Origin of the sequence: Gluconobacter sp. DsW_058, assembly GCF_002153615.1 — a bacterium.
Taxonomy (GTDB): domain Bacteria; phylum Pseudomonadota; class Alphaproteobacteria; order Acetobacterales; family Acetobacteraceae; genus Gluconobacter; species Gluconobacter cerinus.
This window is the reverse complement of record NZ_JOPH01000067.1, coordinates 1-16,919: the sequence shown is the minus strand read 5'-3', so window position 1 is coordinate 16,919 and position 16,919 is coordinate 1. Positions and strand designations below refer to the sequence as shown.

15 protein-coding genes and 1 tRNA gene are annotated in these 16,919 nt (G+C 55.5%); 10 read left to right on the top strand and 6 right to left on the bottom strand.

Annotation, left to right across the window (positions count from 1 at the left end; genetic code table 11):
- Nucleotides 1-6: 6 nt before the first annotated feature.
- Complete coding sequence (guaD, locus tag HK24_RS11725; RefSeq protein WP_198942130.1) at nt 7-1,317, bottom strand: guanine deaminase; 1,311 nt, start codon at nt 1,315-1,317, stop codon at nt 7-9.
- Between the two features lie 266 nt (nt 1,318-1,583).
- On the opposite strand from guaD, the gene HK24_RS11720 reads away from it, so the two are divergent.
- From HK24_RS11720 to HK24_RS13995, 3 genes are all read left to right on the top strand, one after another.
- Nucleotides 1,584-2,948, top strand: a complete 1,365-nt coding sequence (locus HK24_RS11720) for an autotransporter strand-loop-strand O-heptosyltransferase (RefSeq protein ID WP_086634614.1) — start codon at nt 1,584-1,586, stop codon at nt 2,946-2,948.
- Between the two features lie 112 nt (nt 2,949-3,060).
- On the top strand, nt 3,061-4,002 hold the full coding sequence (locus HK24_RS11715; protein ID WP_198942132.1) for a rhodanese-related sulfurtransferase: 942 nt from the start codon (nt 3,061-3,063) through the stop codon (nt 4,000-4,002).
- Between the two features lie 84 nt (nt 4,003-4,086).
- Entirely contained in the window at nt 4,087-4,218 is a 132-nt protein-coding gene (locus HK24_RS13995; RefSeq protein WP_255376448.1) for a hypothetical protein, read from the top strand.
- A 126-nt stretch (nt 4,219-4,344) separates the two neighbouring features.
- Here HK24_RS13995 and uvrA read toward each other — a convergent pair whose 3' ends face one another.
- Nucleotides 4,345-7,377, bottom strand: a complete 3,033-nt coding sequence (gene uvrA, locus HK24_RS11710; RefSeq protein WP_086634613.1) for an excinuclease ABC subunit UvrA — start codon at nt 7,375-7,377, stop codon at nt 4,345-4,347.
- A 132-nt stretch (nt 7,378-7,509) separates the two neighbouring features.
- On the opposite strand from uvrA, the gene ssb reads away from it, so the two are divergent.
- Nucleotides 7,510-8,091 carry a single-stranded DNA-binding protein gene (gene ssb, locus HK24_RS11705; protein WP_086634612.1) on the top strand — a complete coding sequence of 194 codons (582 nt, stop codon included), beginning with the start codon at nt 7,510-7,512 and terminating at the stop codon, nt 8,089-8,091.
- Nucleotides 8,092-8,155: 64 nt separating this feature from the next.
- Here ssb and HK24_RS11700 read toward each other — a convergent pair whose 3' ends face one another.
- Nucleotides 8,156-8,623, bottom strand: a complete 468-nt coding sequence (locus HK24_RS11700; RefSeq protein ID WP_086634611.1) for a GNAT family N-acetyltransferase — start codon at nt 8,621-8,623, stop codon at nt 8,156-8,158.
- Nucleotides 8,620-9,417 carry a helix-turn-helix transcriptional regulator gene (locus HK24_RS11695; RefSeq protein WP_086634610.1) on the bottom strand — a complete coding sequence of 266 codons (798 nt, stop codon included), beginning with the start codon at nt 9,415-9,417 and terminating at the stop codon, nt 8,620-8,622. The genes HK24_RS11700 and HK24_RS11695 overlap by 4 nt, the downstream gene beginning before the upstream one ends.
- Nucleotides 9,418-9,500: 83 nt before the next feature.
- Between HK24_RS11695 and HK24_RS11690 the strand changes: the two genes are divergently transcribed.
- The 4 genes from HK24_RS11690 to HK24_RS11675 all read left to right on the top strand — a co-directional run bounded on the left by HK24_RS11690 (nt 9,501) and on the right by HK24_RS11675 (nt 14,207).
- Nucleotides 9,501-10,265 carry a class I SAM-dependent methyltransferase gene (locus HK24_RS11690; protein WP_086634609.1) on the top strand — a complete coding sequence of 255 codons (765 nt, stop codon included), beginning with the start codon at nt 9,501-9,503 and terminating at the stop codon, nt 10,263-10,265.
- A gap of 73 nt (nt 10,266-10,338) precedes the next feature.
- Entirely contained in the window at nt 10,339-13,179 is a 2,841-nt protein-coding gene (gene gyrA, locus HK24_RS11685) for a DNA gyrase subunit A (RefSeq protein WP_086634608.1), read from the top strand.
- A complete protein-coding gene (coaD, locus tag HK24_RS11680; RefSeq protein WP_046900542.1) occupies nt 13,172-13,690 on the top strand; it encodes a pantetheine-phosphate adenylyltransferase in 519 nt (172 codons plus the stop codon). The genes gyrA and coaD overlap by 8 nt, the downstream gene beginning before the upstream one ends.
- 31 nt (nt 13,691-13,721) lie before the next feature.
- Complete coding sequence (locus HK24_RS11675; RefSeq protein WP_086634607.1) at nt 13,722-14,207, top strand: peptidylprolyl isomerase; 486 nt, start codon at nt 13,722-13,724, stop codon at nt 14,205-14,207.
- Between the two features lie 36 nt (nt 14,208-14,243).
- Here the strand turns inward: HK24_RS11675 and HK24_RS11670 are convergent, their stop codons facing one another.
- Nucleotides 14,244-14,624, bottom strand: a complete 381-nt coding sequence (locus HK24_RS11670; RefSeq protein WP_064275282.1) for a DUF6525 family protein — start codon at nt 14,622-14,624, stop codon at nt 14,244-14,246.
- Between the two features lie 132 nt (nt 14,625-14,756).
- On the opposite strand from HK24_RS11670, the gene HK24_RS11665 reads away from it, so the two are divergent.
- Nucleotides 14,757-14,832: transfer RNA gene (locus HK24_RS11665), tRNA-Lys, on the top strand.
- A gap of 142 nt (nt 14,833-14,974) precedes the next feature.
- On the opposite strand, the gene HK24_RS11660 is transcribed toward HK24_RS11665, so the two are convergent.
- Nucleotides 14,975-15,655, bottom strand: coding sequence for a GntR family transcriptional regulator (locus tag HK24_RS11660; RefSeq protein ID WP_233126252.1), 681 nt, complete (start codon nt 15,653-15,655; stop codon nt 14,975-14,977).
- A gap of 212 nt (nt 15,656-15,867) precedes the next feature.
- Between HK24_RS11660 and HK24_RS11655 the strand changes: the two genes are divergently transcribed.
- The gene (locus HK24_RS11655; RefSeq protein ID WP_233126251.1) at nt 15,868-16,767 is read left to right on the top strand and encodes a TonB-dependent receptor plug domain-containing protein; all 900 of its coding nucleotides are present in this window, start codon (nt 15,868-15,870) and stop codon (nt 16,765-16,767) included.
- Nucleotides 16,768-16,919: the final 152 nt, after the last annotated feature.

Here is a 16,919-nt window from a genome sequence, read left to right as displayed (position 1 = left end):
CAGATATTAATCCCGGCTGTGAATCTTCCGACCAGCCACATATGTAGCCGCGATGCTGCGGTCATCGCCTAGCATCGTGAGGGCAAACAGGAGATCGGACAGGGTCTCAGCCGTCTGGGTCCGGATTTTCCCGAGAGGTGTTGCAGTAGGATCGAAGATACAGAGATCTGCATGCAGGCCGGGTTTGATGGCGCCAATATGATCCTCAAGCCCTAAAGACTGAGCCCCTCCGGCGGTTGCCAGCCAGAGACCCTGAGCAGGATGAAGTTTCGTGCCTAACCCCTGAGCGACCTTGTATCCGTCTGAAAGGACTTGCAGCAGAGACAGGGAGGGGCCAGCTCCCACGTCGCTGCCAACGCCGACTTTGACGCGTCGCTCGGGTTTCAAGGCGTTGAACAGGGGGAATGACCCGCTGCCCAGAAACTGGTTGGAACCGGGGCAGTGTGCGATGGAGCAGCCTGTATCATGGCAGCGCTGGAAGTCTTCTTCCTGTGCGTGCACGGCGTGAGCCAGAATGGCGCGAGGGCGCAGAAGGCCCGACTTGTCATACACGTCCAGGTAGGATGAGCGGTTGGGAAAGAGTTCCTTGACCCATTCGATCTCAGACCGGTTCTCGAGCAGGTGCGTCTGCATGAAGAGGTCAGAGCGGGTAGCAAGGAGAGATCCAGCCAAATCCAATTGTTCGGGTGTGCTGGTAGGGGCAAAGCGTGGTGTGACGGCGTAAAGCTGTCGTCCGCGACCATGCCAGCGTTCGATAAGTGCGGTAGACTGATCGTAGCCTGTCTGGGCGGTGTCTCGCAGGTTGTCAGGCGCATTGCGGTCCATCAGGACCTTCCCTGCGATCATGCAGGTATTGAGGCGTTCTGATTCCTCAAAAAATGCGTCTACGGATTCTGGATGAACCGTGCAGTACACGGCGGCCGTTGTTGTACCGACGCGGAGAAGCTCTTTCAGGAAACTGCGGGCGATCTGGCGTGCATAAGTAATATCTGCGTAACGAGCTTCAGCAGGGAAGACATAGGTCTCCAGCCATTCCAGAAGCTGTTCCCCATACGAGGCGATCACAGGGAGCTGGGGATAATGGACGTGGGTATCGATCATTCCGGCTGAAATCAGCCGGTCTGGATAATGATCTACGGTAGTACCTTCCGGGATTTGGTCTCTCAGATCTTCCCATGCGCCTGCAGCGGTGATGACGCCATTTTTGCAGAGAATCAGGCCGTCTGGCTGATGCGTGAGTGCAGCCATAGGGTCGACCGTAAAAGGGTCAGCATGGAAGGTCAGGAAGGGGCCACGGATTGCAGTATGCTCTGTCATGATCCTCTGGGTATCGCATAGCATTTCCGCTCTGGGAACGATCTGTCTTGAACGGGTGAACGTTTCTTTTAATGTCCAAAGATCTTGAGTCCATTTTAACCTTGGCACTGTTTTGTGGCAGACTGTGGAAAGTCTCTTTTCAAGAGATGAATTCAGGTTTGAACATGGTTTTGGACTTTTAATATTAGCCTGCTTTTGTGGGTGCGGTGGAGGCGGGTTTCTGTCTCTGTACGGCCTGCGGGAACGGTTTGGAGACGCTTTTACTGATGTCTGATGTGACCTCTGTTTCTTCCCAGCCTGCAGAAACTGTAACGCCTGCCTCCGGTCTTCCACAGGAAGGTGCTCCTCCTGCTGACGGTAATCCTGTGCAGAAGGAAGACGAGAAGAGCCCCTATCTGACCATTCCATCTGTTCCCGTTGTGGAAGGGGGGCAGGGCGTCCGCTTTGACTTCAATGATGGTGCCCGTGTCATGGTGCCGGATATTGCCCCGGAACTGGGGCAATGGCATGTGAGGCTATCAGATTATTCGACCGGGAATATTCTCTTCGATGCCCGTCTCAAAGGTGGCATGGTCTCATCCACCAAAAAGTACTTTGTTCCATTCCTGATCGATGTCTGGCTGGAAAAGCCTGACGGTACGCGGGAGGACATTCTGCACCACGAGCTATCCCTTACCGGAAGGCCCGTTTTGGTGCAGTTGCCTGTTGGAACGCTTGGAGACACGATTGCCTGGCTTCCGGCAGCTATTCGCCTTGCGCAGCAGACGGGCGCGAAGGTGTCCTGCTCAGTTGCAGATGTCATTCTGCCTCTGGTGAAAGAGGCTAATCCAGGCATCACATTGGTCGGGCACGATGAAGCTCAGGCAAACAAGACGTTTACGTCCGCTTTCTACGCTTCATACAATATAGGTCTGTTTTTCACGGATACGGAGCTGACACATCAGCCAACGGACTTCCGGCATGTAGGTCTGCATCGGACTGCAGCTTATATTCTGGGTGTTGATCCCTGGAACGATAGCCCTCCTGGCATCACGATCCAGGATGGGGATACCCCACCTATTGAGGGGCCGTATGTCGTGATTGCGACGCAGGCCAGTACTCAGTGCAAGTACTGGAATAATCCGGCTGGCTGGCAGGAAGTGATTGGTTTCCTGAAATCTGCCGGATACCGCGTGATCTGCATTGATCAGAAAACGTTCCATGGAACAGGGTATGTGTACAATCATATTCCTCATGGCGCGGAAGACGAGACTGGCAGCCGCCCGTTGTCGGAACGTGCGCGTTGGCTGAAGCACGCCAGTTTTTTCATTGGTCTCTCCAGTGGGCTGGCTTGGCTGGCGCATGCCTCGGGCACACCTGTCGTCATGATTTCGGGCTTTACGCATCCGAATAATGAGTTCTTTACACCCTATCGCATCATCAACTGGCACACCTGCAATTCGTGCTGGAACGACCCGAGGCATCAGTTCGATCACAAGGATTTCTTCTGGTGCCCCCGCCACAAGGGAACGGAGCGGCAGTTTGAATGCACGCGTCTGATTACTGGATCGCAGGTCATTCAGACGGTGCGTCGCGTGATCAAGGATCGCGGACTACCTCTTGCAGAAGCGGCAACCGTCTCGGTCGCCTGAGGCTCAGGTTCAGGAGTTTTCTGGAATTGAAGGCGCGAGCCTGATATTGGCGGGGGCACATTATCACCTGATCGTGGGTCTGCCTGCGGTCGCAGAGCTGGATGGTTGCCCTGTGTCTGATGCTCTTCCGCCGATCCGTATCGTCGCGCTTTACAACTTCACGCCGTTTGAAGACATCGTTGCGTTGCGCGGGCCTTTGCAGGAGGTCTGCGACCGCGAGGGGATCAAGGGCATTCTGCTTCTGGCACCAGAAGGTATTAACGGAACGATTGCCGGGTCAGATGACGGAATGGAACAGGTTCTGGAGCATATTCGGGCGATGCCAGGATGTGAGGAGCTTGAAATCAAGAAGTCCCGTGCGCCGGAAATGCCCTTCCGCCGCATGAAGGTGCGTCTCAAGAAAGAGATTGTTACCATGGGGCAGCCGAATATCGATCCTCGCAAGGATGTTGGTCAGTATCTGGCACCGGATGAATGGAATGCTCTGATTTCTGATCCGGATACGATTGTGATTGATACCCGGAATGACTACGAAGTCGCGATCGGGACATTCAAGAGGGCTGAAGACCCCAAAACACGGTCATTCCGCGAGTTTCCGGAGTGGTTCCGGAACCGACGCAAGGAGCTTGAGGCCAAAGGTCGAGTTCCAAAGATTGCCATGTTCTGCACAGGCGGAATTCGCTGTGAGAAATCCACGTCTTTTGTGAAGGCAGAGGGATTGGACGAAGTTTACCATCTCAAAGGCGGTATTCTGAAATATCTGGAGACTGTTCCAGAGGAAGAAAGCCTCTGGGAAGGGGAATGTTTCGTCTTTGACCAGCGTGTTTCCGTGAAGCATGGTCTGGAAATTGGCAGCTATGATGTCTGTCACGCCTGTCGTCGCCCTGTCAGCGAGAAAGACAAGGCTTCTCCGATGTTTGTACAAGGTGTCTCCTGCCCCCATTGTCATAACGAACGGACAGAAGAACAGCGCCAGCGATATGCTGCCCGTGAGCTACAGGAGAAGCTGGCGCGCCAGCGCGGGAAAGAGCATCTCGGCACTCAGCAGAAATAACTGCCGACCAGTTAGCCGGTAATTCTTCTCAGAAGGGAGAAAATGGATTGTTCTGGTGAGGATAATCCAGAGCGCTGAGCGCTGATGATTGCTATAATCTGGCTGCCGTCTCGTATGTTGATTGTTGCCGTGGGGTTTGCACCAGCATACCCGATTGGAAAGGGTACGGCTGCGTTTTTTGCGATTACTGTTCTGGTGCCGCCTGTCGGGGGCTGAATTTCTGGCTCCCGATCACTCTGGTCCGGATGGCATTGGGACGACGGCCTTTGATATCTTTTTGTAGCCTGCTTGCGTAGCATTCTTTGTTGTCCTGAAGAGCTGAGCTCTTCAGGACTTGAGGAATCAGGCTTTGGTTTTGTTGCGGGAGCCTGAGGGGCGGCCACGAGGTTTCTTGTCCGCCACTATTTTTGCCTTAGGCACTTTTGTTGTTTTGGCTGGGGCTCGCTCCGCCTTTGGGGGCAAGCTGGCGGCAATCATCGCCTGAGTGATTCTTTTGCCTGTAGGCTCACGGTGCTGCCTGACACCGGGGGCATCCAGAAGGGGGGCCAGAAAGCGGCCAGTGTGGCTTGCTTTGCAGTCAGCAATGTCTTCCGGTGTTCCTGCGGCTACGATTTTGCCGCCACCATCACCGCCTTCCGGTCCGATATCAATCAGCCAGTCTGCTGTCTTGATGACCTCCAGATTATGCTCGATCACTAAAATGGTGTTGCCCTGATCAACCAGCGTATGCAGCACTTCCAGCAGCTTACGGACGTCTTCAGTGTGCAGGCCGGTGGTGGGCTCATCAAGAATGTAGAGCGTGCGACCCGTAGCCCGTTTGGCGAGTTCCTTGGACAGTTTGACGCGCTGTGCTTCACCGCCTGAAAGCGTGGTTGCCTGTTGGCCCAGGGCGACATAGCCGAGACCAACCTGCTGGAGAATGGCGAGGCGGTCCCGAATTCTGGGCGCAGCCTGAAAAAACGGCAACGCCTCGTCCACGGTCATGGCAAGTACATCAGCGATGGAGTTGCCACGGAACTTCACTTCCAGCGTTTCACGATTGTACCGCGCGCCTTTGCAGGTGTCACAGGTGACAAAGACGTCAGGCAGGAAGTGCATTTCGATTTTCAGGACGCCATCGCCCTGACAGGCTTCGCAGCGGCCGCCCTTTACATTGAAGGAGAAGCGGCCGGGTTTGTAACCGCGTGCCTTGGATTCCGGGAGTTCGGCAAACCAGTCTCGGATAGGGGCGAACAGGTCCGTGTAGGTGGCGGGGTTGGAACGGGGTGTACGGCCGATCGGAGACTGATCGATTTCGATGATTTTATCGAGGTTCTCTACGCCTTCCAGTCGGTCATAAGGGAGTGGAGACTGGCTCGATTTCATGAGTTGCCGGGACAGCGCTTTGTAAAGGGTATCCACGACCAGGGTGGACTTGCCGCCGCCTGATACACCGGTGACCGCAATAAAGGTCCCCAGCGGGAAATCGACGGTCAGATCCTTGAGATTGTTTCCCTTGGCTCCAACCAATGTGAGTGTTTTGTCCGAGGTGCGTCGATTTTCCGGAACTGGAATGAACTTCCGACCCGACAGATAGGCACCGGTCAGGCTTTCTTTATTCTTGGCTACTTCCGCAGGTGTCCCGATGGCGATGACGTTTCCACCGCGCGTGCCAGCACCAGGCCCCATATCGATAAGGTAATCAGCAGCACGGATGGCATCTTCGTCATGTTCGACGACGATGACGGTGTTTCCAAGGCGCTTGAGACGCTCCAGTGTGCCGAGAAGGCGCTCGTTGTCGCGCTGATGCAGGCCGATGGACGGTTCATCCAGCACATACAGAACGCCTGTCAGACCCGAGCCAATCTGGGACGCCAGACGGATACGCTGGCTTTCACCGCCAGAAAGTGTGGCGGATCCGCGGGAAAGCGTGAGGTAGTCCAGGCCAACATCATCGAGGAAGTGCAGGCGATCCGTGATTTCGCGAAGAATGCGGCGCGCGATTTCGGCACGTTGTGGGGTGAGGGTAACTTCAACACCGGAAAACCAGTCCAGTGCCTTCCGGATCTGCATATCTGACGCTTCGGCGATGTTCAGGTCATTGACCTTCACGCAGAGGGCTTCAGGTTTCAGGCGTGCGCCATGGCAGGTGTGGCAGGGCTTTTCTGACTGATAGCGCGACAGTTCCTCGCGGACCCACATACTGTCTGTCTGCGCCATGCGCCGCCGCAGGTTTTTGAGCACGCCTTCAAAGGGCTTCGTAACGGTATGAACTTTGCTGCCATCACGATACGGAATGGCGATGGCCTCTTTGGAACCGTACAGGATCAAATCCCTGGTTTCGGCTTTCAGGTCTCGCCATGGCGTGTTCATGGTGTCCCCGCAATGGCGGGCAAGGGCTGCAAGAGTCTGGTCATACCAGTCCGTGCTGGCACCACTCCAAGGGGCAATCACACCTTCAGAAAGTGTAAGCGTATCGTCACTGACAATCAGGTTCTCGTCAAAATGGGTTTCCGTACCGATACCATCGCAGGTCGGACAGGCGCCCATTGGGGCATTGAAGGAGAACAGACGGGGCTCGATCTCCTCAATCGTAAAGCCTGAAACAGGGCAGGCGAAACGTGAGGAGAAAACGATGTGGGCGAGGGCAGCTGTTTCTCCCGCACGCCGGACTTCTTCCGCGTAGGCCAGACCGTCGGAGAGTTCGAGGGCTGTCTCAAAGCTGTCTGCCAACCGTGATTCAAGGTCAGGTTTAACGACAATCCGGTCCACCACGACTTCGACATTGTGGCGGGTCTTGCGATTGAGTTTGGGGGCTTCGGCAATTTCGTAAAGCTCACCGTCAATTTTGACGCGCGTGAAGCCCTTGCGAGCCAGGTCTGCCAGTTCGCGTTTGCAGTCCCCTTTACGGTCCCGGACGACCGGCGCCAGCAGCATGAGACGCGTGCCTTCAGGAAGCGCCATGACGCGATCTACCATCTGGCTGACTGTCTGGGCTTCAATAGGGAGGCCGGTTGCGGGTGAATAGGGAACACCTACGCGCGCCCAGAGAAGGCGCATGTAGTCATGGATTTCCGTGATAGTGCCGACAGTGGAGCGGGGGTTCTTTGAGGTCGTTTTTTGTTCGATCGAGATGGCCGGGGAGAGGCCCTCAATGGAGTCCACATCCGGCTTGCCCATCAGTTCGAGGAACTGGCGGGCATAAGCAGAAAGGCTTTCCACATATCGGCGCTGACCTTCGGCATAGATCGTATCGAAGGCGAGAGACGACTTTCCGGAGCCGGAGAGACCCGTGATGATCGTCAGGGAGTCACGGGGAATCGTGACATCGATATTCTTGAGATTGTGGGCGCGGGCACCACGGACACGGATCGAATGATTGTCTGGAAAGCTCACGAAAACCCCGAAGACTATGCAGAAAGTAGAATGTGAGATGGGAACGCATCCAAAGGGATGCTAGATCATTTCATAGATGGGCTTTCTGAGCCGCATGAAAAGAACAATTCGAGAATAAATGGTTGGTACGGAATGGCAGGTAGCGTCAATAAGGTGATTTTGGTCGGGAATCTGGGCAAGGACCCGGAAGTCCGGAACACGCAGTCAGGCGGGAAGGTTGTCAATCTGACGATCGCCACGTCTGAAACATGGAACGACCGTCAGTCCGGTGAGCGCCGCGAGCGTACGGAATGGCATCGCGTCGTCATTTTCAATGATCGCCTGGGCGATGTGGCTGAGCGTTTTCTGCGCAAGGGGCGCAAGGTTTACCTTGAAGGTGAACTGCGCACCCGTAAGTGGACCGACCAGTCCGGCCAGGAGCGTTACACGACGGAAGTAACGATTGATCGCTTCCGCGGTGAGTTGGTGCTCCTCGACAGTAACCGTAGTGGCGGTGATGAAGGCGGTGGCTTCGACGGTGGTGGTTCGTCCTACGGTGGCGGAAGTAACAACGGCGGCGGCTTTGGTGGTGGAAGCCGGAGCGGTAGCAGTGAAGGCGGCTTTGGCGGTGGCTCTCGGAGTAGCGGCGGTAGCGCAGGCGGCGCGTCGGGCAGTCGTGGCGGTGGCTGGGATGCTCCGCCAGATAACGATCTGGATGATGAAATCCCGTTCTAAGGGATTTTCCGGAGAACCGGGCTGGCAGTGTCAGTCCGGTTTTTTTATGCGTGAAAGGTCCGTTTTAGAGCGACAGATGAAGGAACTGGTTGAACCCAGAGGCCTGATAGTCAGCGAAGGGTTCGCCGAGTTGAAAGCCTCGGGCCTTGTAGAGCTTTAGTGCGGGTTCGAAAGAGGAATTCCGGCCGGTTTCAAGGCTGAGCTTTTTCAGGCCCAGAGAGCATGCCCTGTGAATGAGATGATCCAGAAGAGTGCTGGCGATGCCCCGTCTTAAAAAATCCGGATGAGTCCGTATGGATTTGAGTTCACCGTTCTGAGCACTCAATCGTTTTAGCGCACCAATGCCAGCAACGTGGCCGTGGTGATGGACAGTCCAGACCTCGATATCTGATGAGGTGAGAGCAGCCAGATCCAAGGCGAAGACGTGTCCAGCAGGGGTGTTTTCGTGCATTCCGGCAAGGTGAAGGGCCAAAAGGTCGCGTGTTTCTCGTTTGGAAAAATCGGCTGGGTGGAGAGTGTAGTTCGGGTTCATAGGGTGGAATCCGGAGTGGTCGTGCTTCTGGACAGAATGACGAGTTTATAGCCCGCATGAGCTGTCGGGATGAACGTTGTTTGATCGTAGTGGAGAAGGCCTTGTGTTGGATGTTGAAAGCTCCGCTGCCCTCCTTCTCTGGGGAGGACGCTCTGGTCTTCCCAGAAACGATTAAATTCCGGACTTTCTCTCTGAAGGGTTGAGACAAGTGTCTGAAAAGGTTCGGTACGGGCACTCGAAACTGTATCGGCCCGAAATTCGGCCAGAAGCCGCTGGGCGCGGGTTAGCCAGTCCGTAAGGAAAATTCGGGCATGGGGGTTCAGAAAAACATAGCGCAGCTGATTGGTCTCTGAGCTGTTCAGCCAGGCATTGAAAAGGAATTTGGCTGCGGAATTTGCGCTCAGAACATTCCACAAGGGATCGAGCAAATAAGCAGGGCTGTAGATCTGTTCCGGGAGGCTGAGCAGTGTGGCCGGTGCAGTTGGCGCAGTGTGATCCTGCTGAGGGTCTCGCAGTTCTGCCAACGTGAAAAGGTAGCGTCTTTCCGTCATGGACAGTTTCAGAGCCGTGGCAATGCGCGACAGGGTGGCGGACGAGCATGAGACGTCGCGTCCCTGTTCCAGCCACGTGTACCATGTCGTGCTGATCCCGCAGAGTTGAGCTGTTTCTTCGCGGCGCAGTCCTGGGGTGCGTCTGCGTCGTAATGGAGTCAGCAAGCCTGCTTCTGACGGGGCAAGCCTTTCCCGGTGCGAGCGAAGAAACAGACCAAGAGTTTTGCGGCTGGACGTAGGCATGGTGCAATTTATACCATGATAAAATAGGATCTTATACCTGACTGTTTGTTGCCTGATGATGATCTCCAAGGGAGAAAAATCAGATGGTTAGGCAGGCAGGACAATTTGCTGCGAAGCATTATGAAGACAGGGCGTCATCTTACGTAAACAGCGTGGTGCATAATCAGGGCGATGATCTGGATGTGATGGTTCGGGCTGTTCAGGGGCGCGGGTTTGAACGTGTGCTGGACCTTGGCTGTGGCGGGGGTCATGTCAGCTATGCTGTGGCGCCACATGTCGGGCAGGTTGTCGCCTGCGATGTCACGGCCGGAATGTTGGCTGCGGTAAGCCGGTCCGCTCAAGACCGTGGCCTTGGCAACATTGCTGTTGAACAGGGCGCCGCAGAAGCGCTTCCATTTGATGATTGTGTGTTTGACGCTGTTTTATGCAGGTTTAGTGCCCATCATTGGGAAGGTTTTGAGGCTGGTCTGAGAGAAGTGCGTCGCGTTCTGAAGTCAGGAGGTCTGGCTATTTGCGGTGATGTTACGGCTCCTGAAGACGCTATGTCCGATAGTTGGCTCCAGACGCTGGAATTGATGCGGGATATCTCTCATGTGAGGGACTATGCCGTGACAGAATGGGTGTCTGCTCTCGGAAGATCCGGTTTTGTTGTGGATGGCCTGATACGCAGCTGTCTGAGGATGGAATTTGAGAGCTGGGTATCGCGAACACGAACGCCGACGGAACGTGTAGAGGGCATCCGGTCGTTGCAGCGTGGTGCGCCTGTAGCTGTCCGTGAAAGACTGGGGTTGGAAGAAGACGGCAGTTTCCTGCTGGACGTGACCGTTTTTCAGTCTCACAGGCCATAATGGGGTGGGTGTGGCATGTAGGCCGCGCATGGGCTATGCTGTGCGGACTGTATTTTAGCGTGGTGGACCTGTCTTGACCGAGCTGAACGAGCCGACTGATATTGTACCTTCCGATCGTCTTCCGGTGACGATTGAGGAGGAGATGCGCTCCTCCTATCTGGCCTATGCGATGTCGGTGATCGTCTCGCGTGCCTTGCCGGATGTGCGTGACGGCCTGAAACCCGTCCATCGCCGCATCCTGTACGCGATGCGCGAGAGTGGGTTTACGTCTGATAAGCCTTACCGCAAGTCTGCGCGTGCGGTCGGTGACGTGATGGGTAAATACCATCCGCACGGTGACAGCTCTATTTACGATGCCATGGTTCGTATGGCGCAGCATTGGTCAATGCGCGTCAAGCTGATTGATGGACAGGGTAACTTTGGTTCGGTCGATGGCGATAGCCCGGCTGCCATGCGTTACACCGAAGCCCGTCTGGCCAAGTCTGCGTCGTTCCTGCTGGATGATATCGAGCGGGATACGGTTGATTTTCAGCCGAACTACGACGAGAGCGAGCACGAGCCTAAGGTTCTGCCAGCGACGTTCCCAAATCTTCTGGTGAATGGCGCTTCGGGTATCGCGGTCGGTATGGCCACGAACATCCCAACGCATAATCCTGGCGAAGTCATTGATGCCACCCTGGCGATGATTGCCAATCCGGCGATTGAGCTGGATGAGTTGATGCAGATCATCCCTGGTCCGGATTTCCCGACCGGCGGCATCATCATGGGCCGGAGTGGCATTCGCAAGGCGTTTGAGACAGGCCGTGGGTCCGTTCCGGTTCGTGCGCGTGCTGAGATCGAGGAGATCCGCAAGGATCGTCAGGCGATCGTCATCACCGAGATCCCGTATCAGGTGAACAAGGCAACCCTTCAGGAGAAGATTGCCGATCTCGTTCGTGCGAAGGAAATCGAAGGCATCTCTGATATCCGGGACGAAAGTGATCGTTCTGGAATGCGCGTTGTCATTGAGCTGAAGCGCGATGCGACGCCGGAAGTGGTGCTGAACCAGCTCTATCGCTTCACGCAGCTTCAGACGTCCTTCAGTGTAAATATGCTGGCACTCGATGAGGGCAAGCCGCGCACGATGGGGCTGATGGACGTTCTGCAGGCGTTCATTCGTTTTCGCGAAGACGTCATTCTGCGTCGCGCACGCTTCGATCTGAACAAGGTTCGGGATCGTGGGCATCTGCTGGTTGGCCTTGTGCTGGCTGTTGCCAACATCGACGAAGTGATCGCGCTGATCCGTTCTGCCCCTGATGCCTCGACAGCGCGTGAGCTGCTTATGGCGCGCGAGTGGGATGCGAGCGAAGTTGTGCCGTTGCTGGAACTGATCCAGGACGAAGGCAATGTCATTTATGATGGCAAGGTTCGCCTCACAGAAGCGCAGGCTCGCGGTATTCTCGAACTGCGTTTGCAGCGTCTAACCGGTCTGGAACGTGAGAAGATCCAAGGTGAGCTGAGCGAAGTTGCGGCCAAGATTGCCGACCTGCTCGACATTATTGGCAGTCACAGTCGTCGCATGGATGTCATGCGCAATGAATTGCTGGCGGCCCGGGCTGAAATTGCCACCCCACGCATGTCGGAAATTTCTGACGCGCTGGGCGATCAGTCTGACGAAAGCCTGATCGAGCCGGGGCAGATGGTTGTGACCATCACGCGTGACGGCTTCATCAAGCGGACGCCGCTTGAGATGTTCCGCTCGCAGAACCGCGGTGGGCGTGGGCGTACGGCGTCTGGCCGTCGTGGCGATGACGTCATTATTCGCAGCTTCAATGCCCATACCCATCAGTGGGTGCTGTTCTTCTCTTCGGGCGGCAAAGCTTATCGCACCAAGGTCTGGCATCTGCCGGAAGCGTCTCCGACGTCCAAGGGGCGCGCGCTGGTCAACCTGCTTCCAGAGCTTGGTTCGGATGCTATTACGGCTGTTCTGCCGCTACCGCAGGATGAGGAGCTGTGGGAAGACCTGCACCTCACCTTTGCGACGGCCAGCGGCAATGTTCGTCGTAACCGCCTGAACGACTTCCGGAATATCCGGGCGTCCGGTCTGATTGCGATGAAGCTGGATGAGGGCGATTCCCTCATTGGTGTGGCGACGTGTCGTGAAGGTCAGGACGTGTTCCTGGCAACGAAGAACGCGCGTTGTGTCCGCTTCCAGATCACCGATGATACGCTGCGTGTGTTTGCCGGCCGTGGCAGCTCGGGCGTGCGTGGTATCCGCCTTGGTGATGGGGATGCGGTGATTTCACTGTGTATCCTCAACCATGTGGATGCCAGCGTTGACGAGCGTGCAGCCTATCTGCGGATGGCCAATGCAAAACGTCGTGCCGAGAATGCTGCGTTGGCAGAAGGTGCTGAAGAAGAAGTGGTGTCCGGTGACGAAGACACTGTTGAGGTCGCTGGTGATCTGACGCAGGAGCGCTTTGAGGAGCTGGAACAGCAGGAAGAAATTCTTCTGACCGTGACGGATGGCGGGTTTGGCCGTCGTTCCTCTGCCTATGATTATCGTGTGTCGGGCCGTGGCGGGCAGGGCATTACGAACATGACCTTCTCGGCCAATCGTCGTGGCAAGGAAGTGGTTGGGACGCTTCCGACGCTGGATGGCACGGATGTCATGCTCGTGACGGATACGGGTCGTCTGATCCGTCTGCCGGTGTCTCAGGTGCGTGTCATGGCACGTCAGGCCAGTGGTGTGACGCTGTTCCGCCTGAACGATAGTGAGACCGTGATCTGTGTCTTCCCGGTTGTGGAAGATGATGGGGAAGAGGGCGACCTGATCGAAGGGGATGTCGTGGCAACGCCGGACGGTACAGCGCCTGTTTATGGCACTGTGACGGACGGTGAGGCTTCTGTGGGTGACGCAGCCCCTGATGCCTGAGTGGCAGACTGATCCGCGTGTCGGGTTTTATCCCGGCACGTTTGATCCGGTGACGTTCGGTCATCTGGATATTATCGACCGTGCGTCCACTCTTTTTGACCGCCTGCTGGTTGGTGTGGCGGTTAATGAGGGGAAGCAGCCGCTTCTGACGCTGGAAGAGCGTCTGGAGATGATGCGGCAAGAGGTCTCGAAATTGCCTCATGCTGACCGGATCAGGGTTCTGGGGTTTGATACCCTATTGGTAGATGCCGTACGCAAGGCTGGCGCTGGGACGGTTGTGCGCGGCCTTCGCTCTGCGGGCGACTTTGATTTTGAGAGCCAGCTTTCCGGTGCATTGCGTCGTCTGGCGCCGGAAATTGAGACGGTTTTTCTGCTGTCTTCTGAAGGGCATCGCACGACGGCCAGTCGGATTGTGAAGGAAATTGCCCGTCTTGATGGCGATATTTCCTCCTTTGTCAGTGAAGATGTTGCAAGTCTCGTCTTGTCGAAACTGGGTCGAAGGGCGACATAGGAACCTTCATTGATTTCTGGAAGGTTCCAAGATGTCTGAGACCGCAGTACCCGACGGCAACAAGCTGGTTTTCGAACTCAAGAACGGCAAGGTCGTCATTGAGCTGCGCCCTGATCTGGCGCCGCTGGCTGTGGAGCGTCTGAAGCTTCTGGCGAGCGAAGGTTTTTACGACGGTGTGAAGTTCCACCGTGTGATCGAAGGCTTCATGGCACAGGGCGGCGATCCGACTGGCACAGGCACCAGCGGTAGCAGCTACCCGGACCTGAAGGCCGAGTTCACGGACAAGGCAAAGTTCGAGCGTGGCACACTTGGCATGGCCCGTACGATGGCTCCGCACTCTGCAAACAGCCAGTTCTTCATCATGTTCCAGGACGTGCCGTCCCTGAACGGTCAGTACACGATTGCTGGCAAGGTTGTTGAAGGCATGGAGTATGTCGATCAGATCAAGCGTGGCGCTGGCTCGTCGGGCGTCGTCAAGGATCCGGACACCATCGTTAAGGCTTATGTAGAAGCCTGAAGCTGTTTGGGCTGTTCTGAGTGTCTTACGGGACGCTCAGGCAGCTTGCTGCTTGTTCTCTGGTGTGCGCAGGACTGTCACTCCTGCGGCATCATGAGGGTAGGGCGAGCCGCATTGAGCGGTGTAGCGCTCTGAAAAGGCCTCGCGTTCGAGGCGTTCACAATAATCCAGATATTTGATCAGGGCTCGCTCGGCACGCGGAGTGCGGCCGTAAATGCGCTTGTAGTGCTTCCACAGGATCAACGCGTTGACGGACCAGGCATCATAGACGTGTTCGTTCAGGCGTCTGCGAATGGATGCTGGAAGCTGGTCGAATGCATCCCACTCGTTCCCCTCAAAGCGTTGCCAGATTTCATGCCGTACAGTGCGATCGTTTAAGGCGGAGTGATTGGTCAGGTTGTTATTTTTGGAGCGCATACGGGGGCTTTTTCAGGCTCTGAATCGGTAGTATTTAATATGTTATAACATAACTAAAAAAATTCTAGTGCTGTTTTCCGGCTGCTGGAGGTTGACCTCCATAGTGGTTGTGGGGTAGCCATCCGCTCGGATGAACCGGTAGCTCAGTTGGTAGAGCATTCGACTTTTAATCGAATGGTCCTGGGTTCGAGTCCCAGCCGGTTCACCATTTTCCTTTTAGATCAAATATGTTTGGAAAACTTCGCCTAGGGCGAGGCATATTCGATGATGGGCTCCGTTAGCCCTGCGCCATTAGCAAGCAACGCTTTCAAGCTAATGATTTCGTCCCAAGCCGATATGTGCTGCCAGCCTTATGGGACGAAAGACGCTTTGCCACGGAGTTGGTCCGCAGAGCGTGGTTTCATTTTTTTCCGGATGCTGAGTGCTTTATCAAGATGCGTCAGATGGGCATCCATGATCTTTACGGCATCTTTTACCTTGTTTTTGCGGAGTGCGCTTACAAGTCGACGGTGGTTGTCGCAGGATTGCTGCGCGTCTGCCTTGGATTGATACAAGGTGGCGATCAGCACGATCCGGGTTGTCAGTTCTTCAAGAGTGTTGGCCAGAATAGAATTCCCAAGCGCAGCGGCAAGGTGAACGTGGAAGTGGCCTAGAAGGTAGCTCCGACGACCCAGGTCATTCTCATCGATGGCGCGCTGCTGCTCCAGGACATGCGCTTCGAGCTGCTTGATCATCTCTGCACTAATATTTTTCTGAGTCATGAGAAGGCCGATTTCAACGGATCGGCGTGCTTCGATTGTTTCCCGGGCTTCTTCGACGGTAGGTTCAATAACGAACCAGCCTCTTCTCGGTGAGACTGCCACAATGCCTCGGCTACTGAGGCGCATCATTGCTTCTCGCACCAGTGTTCGCGAGACCCCGAAGATCTCGCCCAGGTCTTTTTCTCCCAGCCGCTCTCCTGGTGAAATCTCTTCAGAAAGAACGGCCTGTATGATTCTGTTCTCGATGACATTGCTGCTGGCTGGCTGCATCGATTTTTTCCGGTCTTCCATGGCAGCTTTTATGCGCCTCCTTTTTTGAGGGAACAAGCACAACAGAAGATCCGAAAAGGGAATATTCCGGCTTCGATCATTTTTAATGTGGAACAAGAACGGGTTGTATTCTATCTGGTATACAAGATTCGCCGACATGGTGAATTGCGACACATCCTGACTGCTTCACATCGCCGATCTGGAAATGCCCGATGTCCCTTGTTTCGCCCTGCCGCTCCCGTTCTGCTCTCTCGTTGCGCGTAACGCTTTTGTCCACAGCTCTTCTGTCCTGTGCAGGAAGCGCGGATGCTGCTGTAGTGGCGGCGAAGCGGAACTTGCATCCGATCGCTAAGCATGGGGCTGGAGCAGTATGGCATCGTACAGTTGATGCTTCCGCGGCGAGTAATGAGGTCGTTCACGTTAATGCCCGGCGCGGTGTGACTGGCGCAGGTCAGCACGAGGCGCATTCTGAAACGATACTGTCCCGTCAGGAGCTTCAGAACCGCAACGTCCGTCAGTTGACAGACATAGTTCGTGTTGCGCCAAATCTGACTATTCAGCCGTCTTTCGGAAGCTCTGCACTGAACTTTGCATTGCGCGGTGTCGGGCTGATGGATTTCACCCAAAACAACACCCCGTCTGTCATGCCGTATGTCGATGGTGTGGCCTATCCGGTGAGTATTATGACTTCGGGTATGCTGTTTGACATGGATGACATTTCTGTTGCGCCTGGTGCATCCGGTTTCACGCATGGGCAGTCCACCACCGGTGGTGAGATTAATTTCCACACGGGTGATCCTACCCCTGAGTTTCATGCGGGCCTGACGGAAGACATTGCCAGCTATGGCCGCAACCGGGTCGAGGGGTTTGTCTCCGGGCCAATTTCCAAGTCGGTTTCGCTCCGTTTGGCAGGGCAGTCCATGACGGGGGGTGGTTCCAGCACAATTCGCAGGGCGAAGGCTACGGCAACTCCAATATCGGAGCGCTTCGCGGCAAGCTGCGCTGGAAAATCGACGCAACATCGACGCTGGATATTGGCGGGCACTGGACGACTGACCAGTCCGAGACGTCTTCGGGGCATAATTTCTATAACAGCTACGGTGTTCCTGTGACGTCAGATATCATGCAGACGGAATGGGGACTTGATCCGCGGTTTGCGAAAATTATCGATATCAACGGAGCTAGGTCACGTTGACAAAAGACCTAATCCAGAGCCTTGCTGCGGCGATGTTGAGGAAACTCATGAAGGACAAGGCAGTCTTGT

What these genes read in the sequence shown, in the direction of transcription:
- HK24_RS11675 (WP_086634607.1), top strand. Translation starts at nt 13,722, where the DNA reads ATGTCTGAGACCGCAGTACCCGACGGCAACAAGCTGGTTTTCGAACTC.
- HK24_RS11720 (WP_086634614.1), top strand. Translation starts at nt 1,584, where the DNA reads ATGTCTGATGTGACCTCTGTTTCTTCCCAGCCTGCAGAAACTGTAACG.
- coaD (WP_046900542.1), top strand. Translation starts at nt 13,172, where the DNA reads ATGCCTGAGTGGCAGACTGATCCGCGTGTCGGGTTTTATCCCGGCACG.
- HK24_RS13995 (WP_255376448.1), top strand. Translation starts at nt 4,087, where the DNA reads ATGATTGCTATAATCTGGCTGCCGTCTCGTATGTTGATTGTTGCCGTG.
- ssb (WP_086634612.1), top strand. Translation starts at nt 7,510, where the DNA reads ATGGCAGGTAGCGTCAATAAGGTGATTTTGGTCGGGAATCTGGGCAAG.
- guaD (WP_198942130.1), bottom strand. Translation starts at nt 1,317, where the DNA reads ATGACAGAGCATACTGCAATCCGTGGCCCCTTCCTGACCTTCCATGCT.
- HK24_RS11655 (WP_233126251.1), top strand. Translation starts at nt 15,868, where the DNA reads ATGTCCCTTGTTTCGCCCTGCCGCTCCCGTTCTGCTCTCTCGTTGCGC.
- HK24_RS11690 (WP_086634609.1), top strand. Translation starts at nt 9,501, where the DNA reads ATGGTTAGGCAGGCAGGACAATTTGCTGCGAAGCATTATGAAGACAGG.
- HK24_RS11700 (WP_086634611.1), bottom strand. Translation starts at nt 8,623, where the DNA reads ATGAACCCGAACTACACTCTCCACCCAGCCGATTTTTCCAAACGAGAA.
- HK24_RS11695 (WP_086634610.1), bottom strand. Translation starts at nt 9,417, where the DNA reads ATGCCTACGTCCAGCCGCAAAACTCTTGGTCTGTTTCTTCGCTCGCAC.
- HK24_RS11670 (WP_064275282.1), bottom strand. Translation starts at nt 14,624, where the DNA reads ATGCGCTCCAAAAATAACAACCTGACCAATCACTCCGCCTTAAACGAT.
- HK24_RS11660 (WP_233126252.1), bottom strand. Translation starts at nt 15,655, where the DNA reads ATGCAGCCAGCCAGCAGCAATGTCATCGAGAACAGAATCATACAGGCC.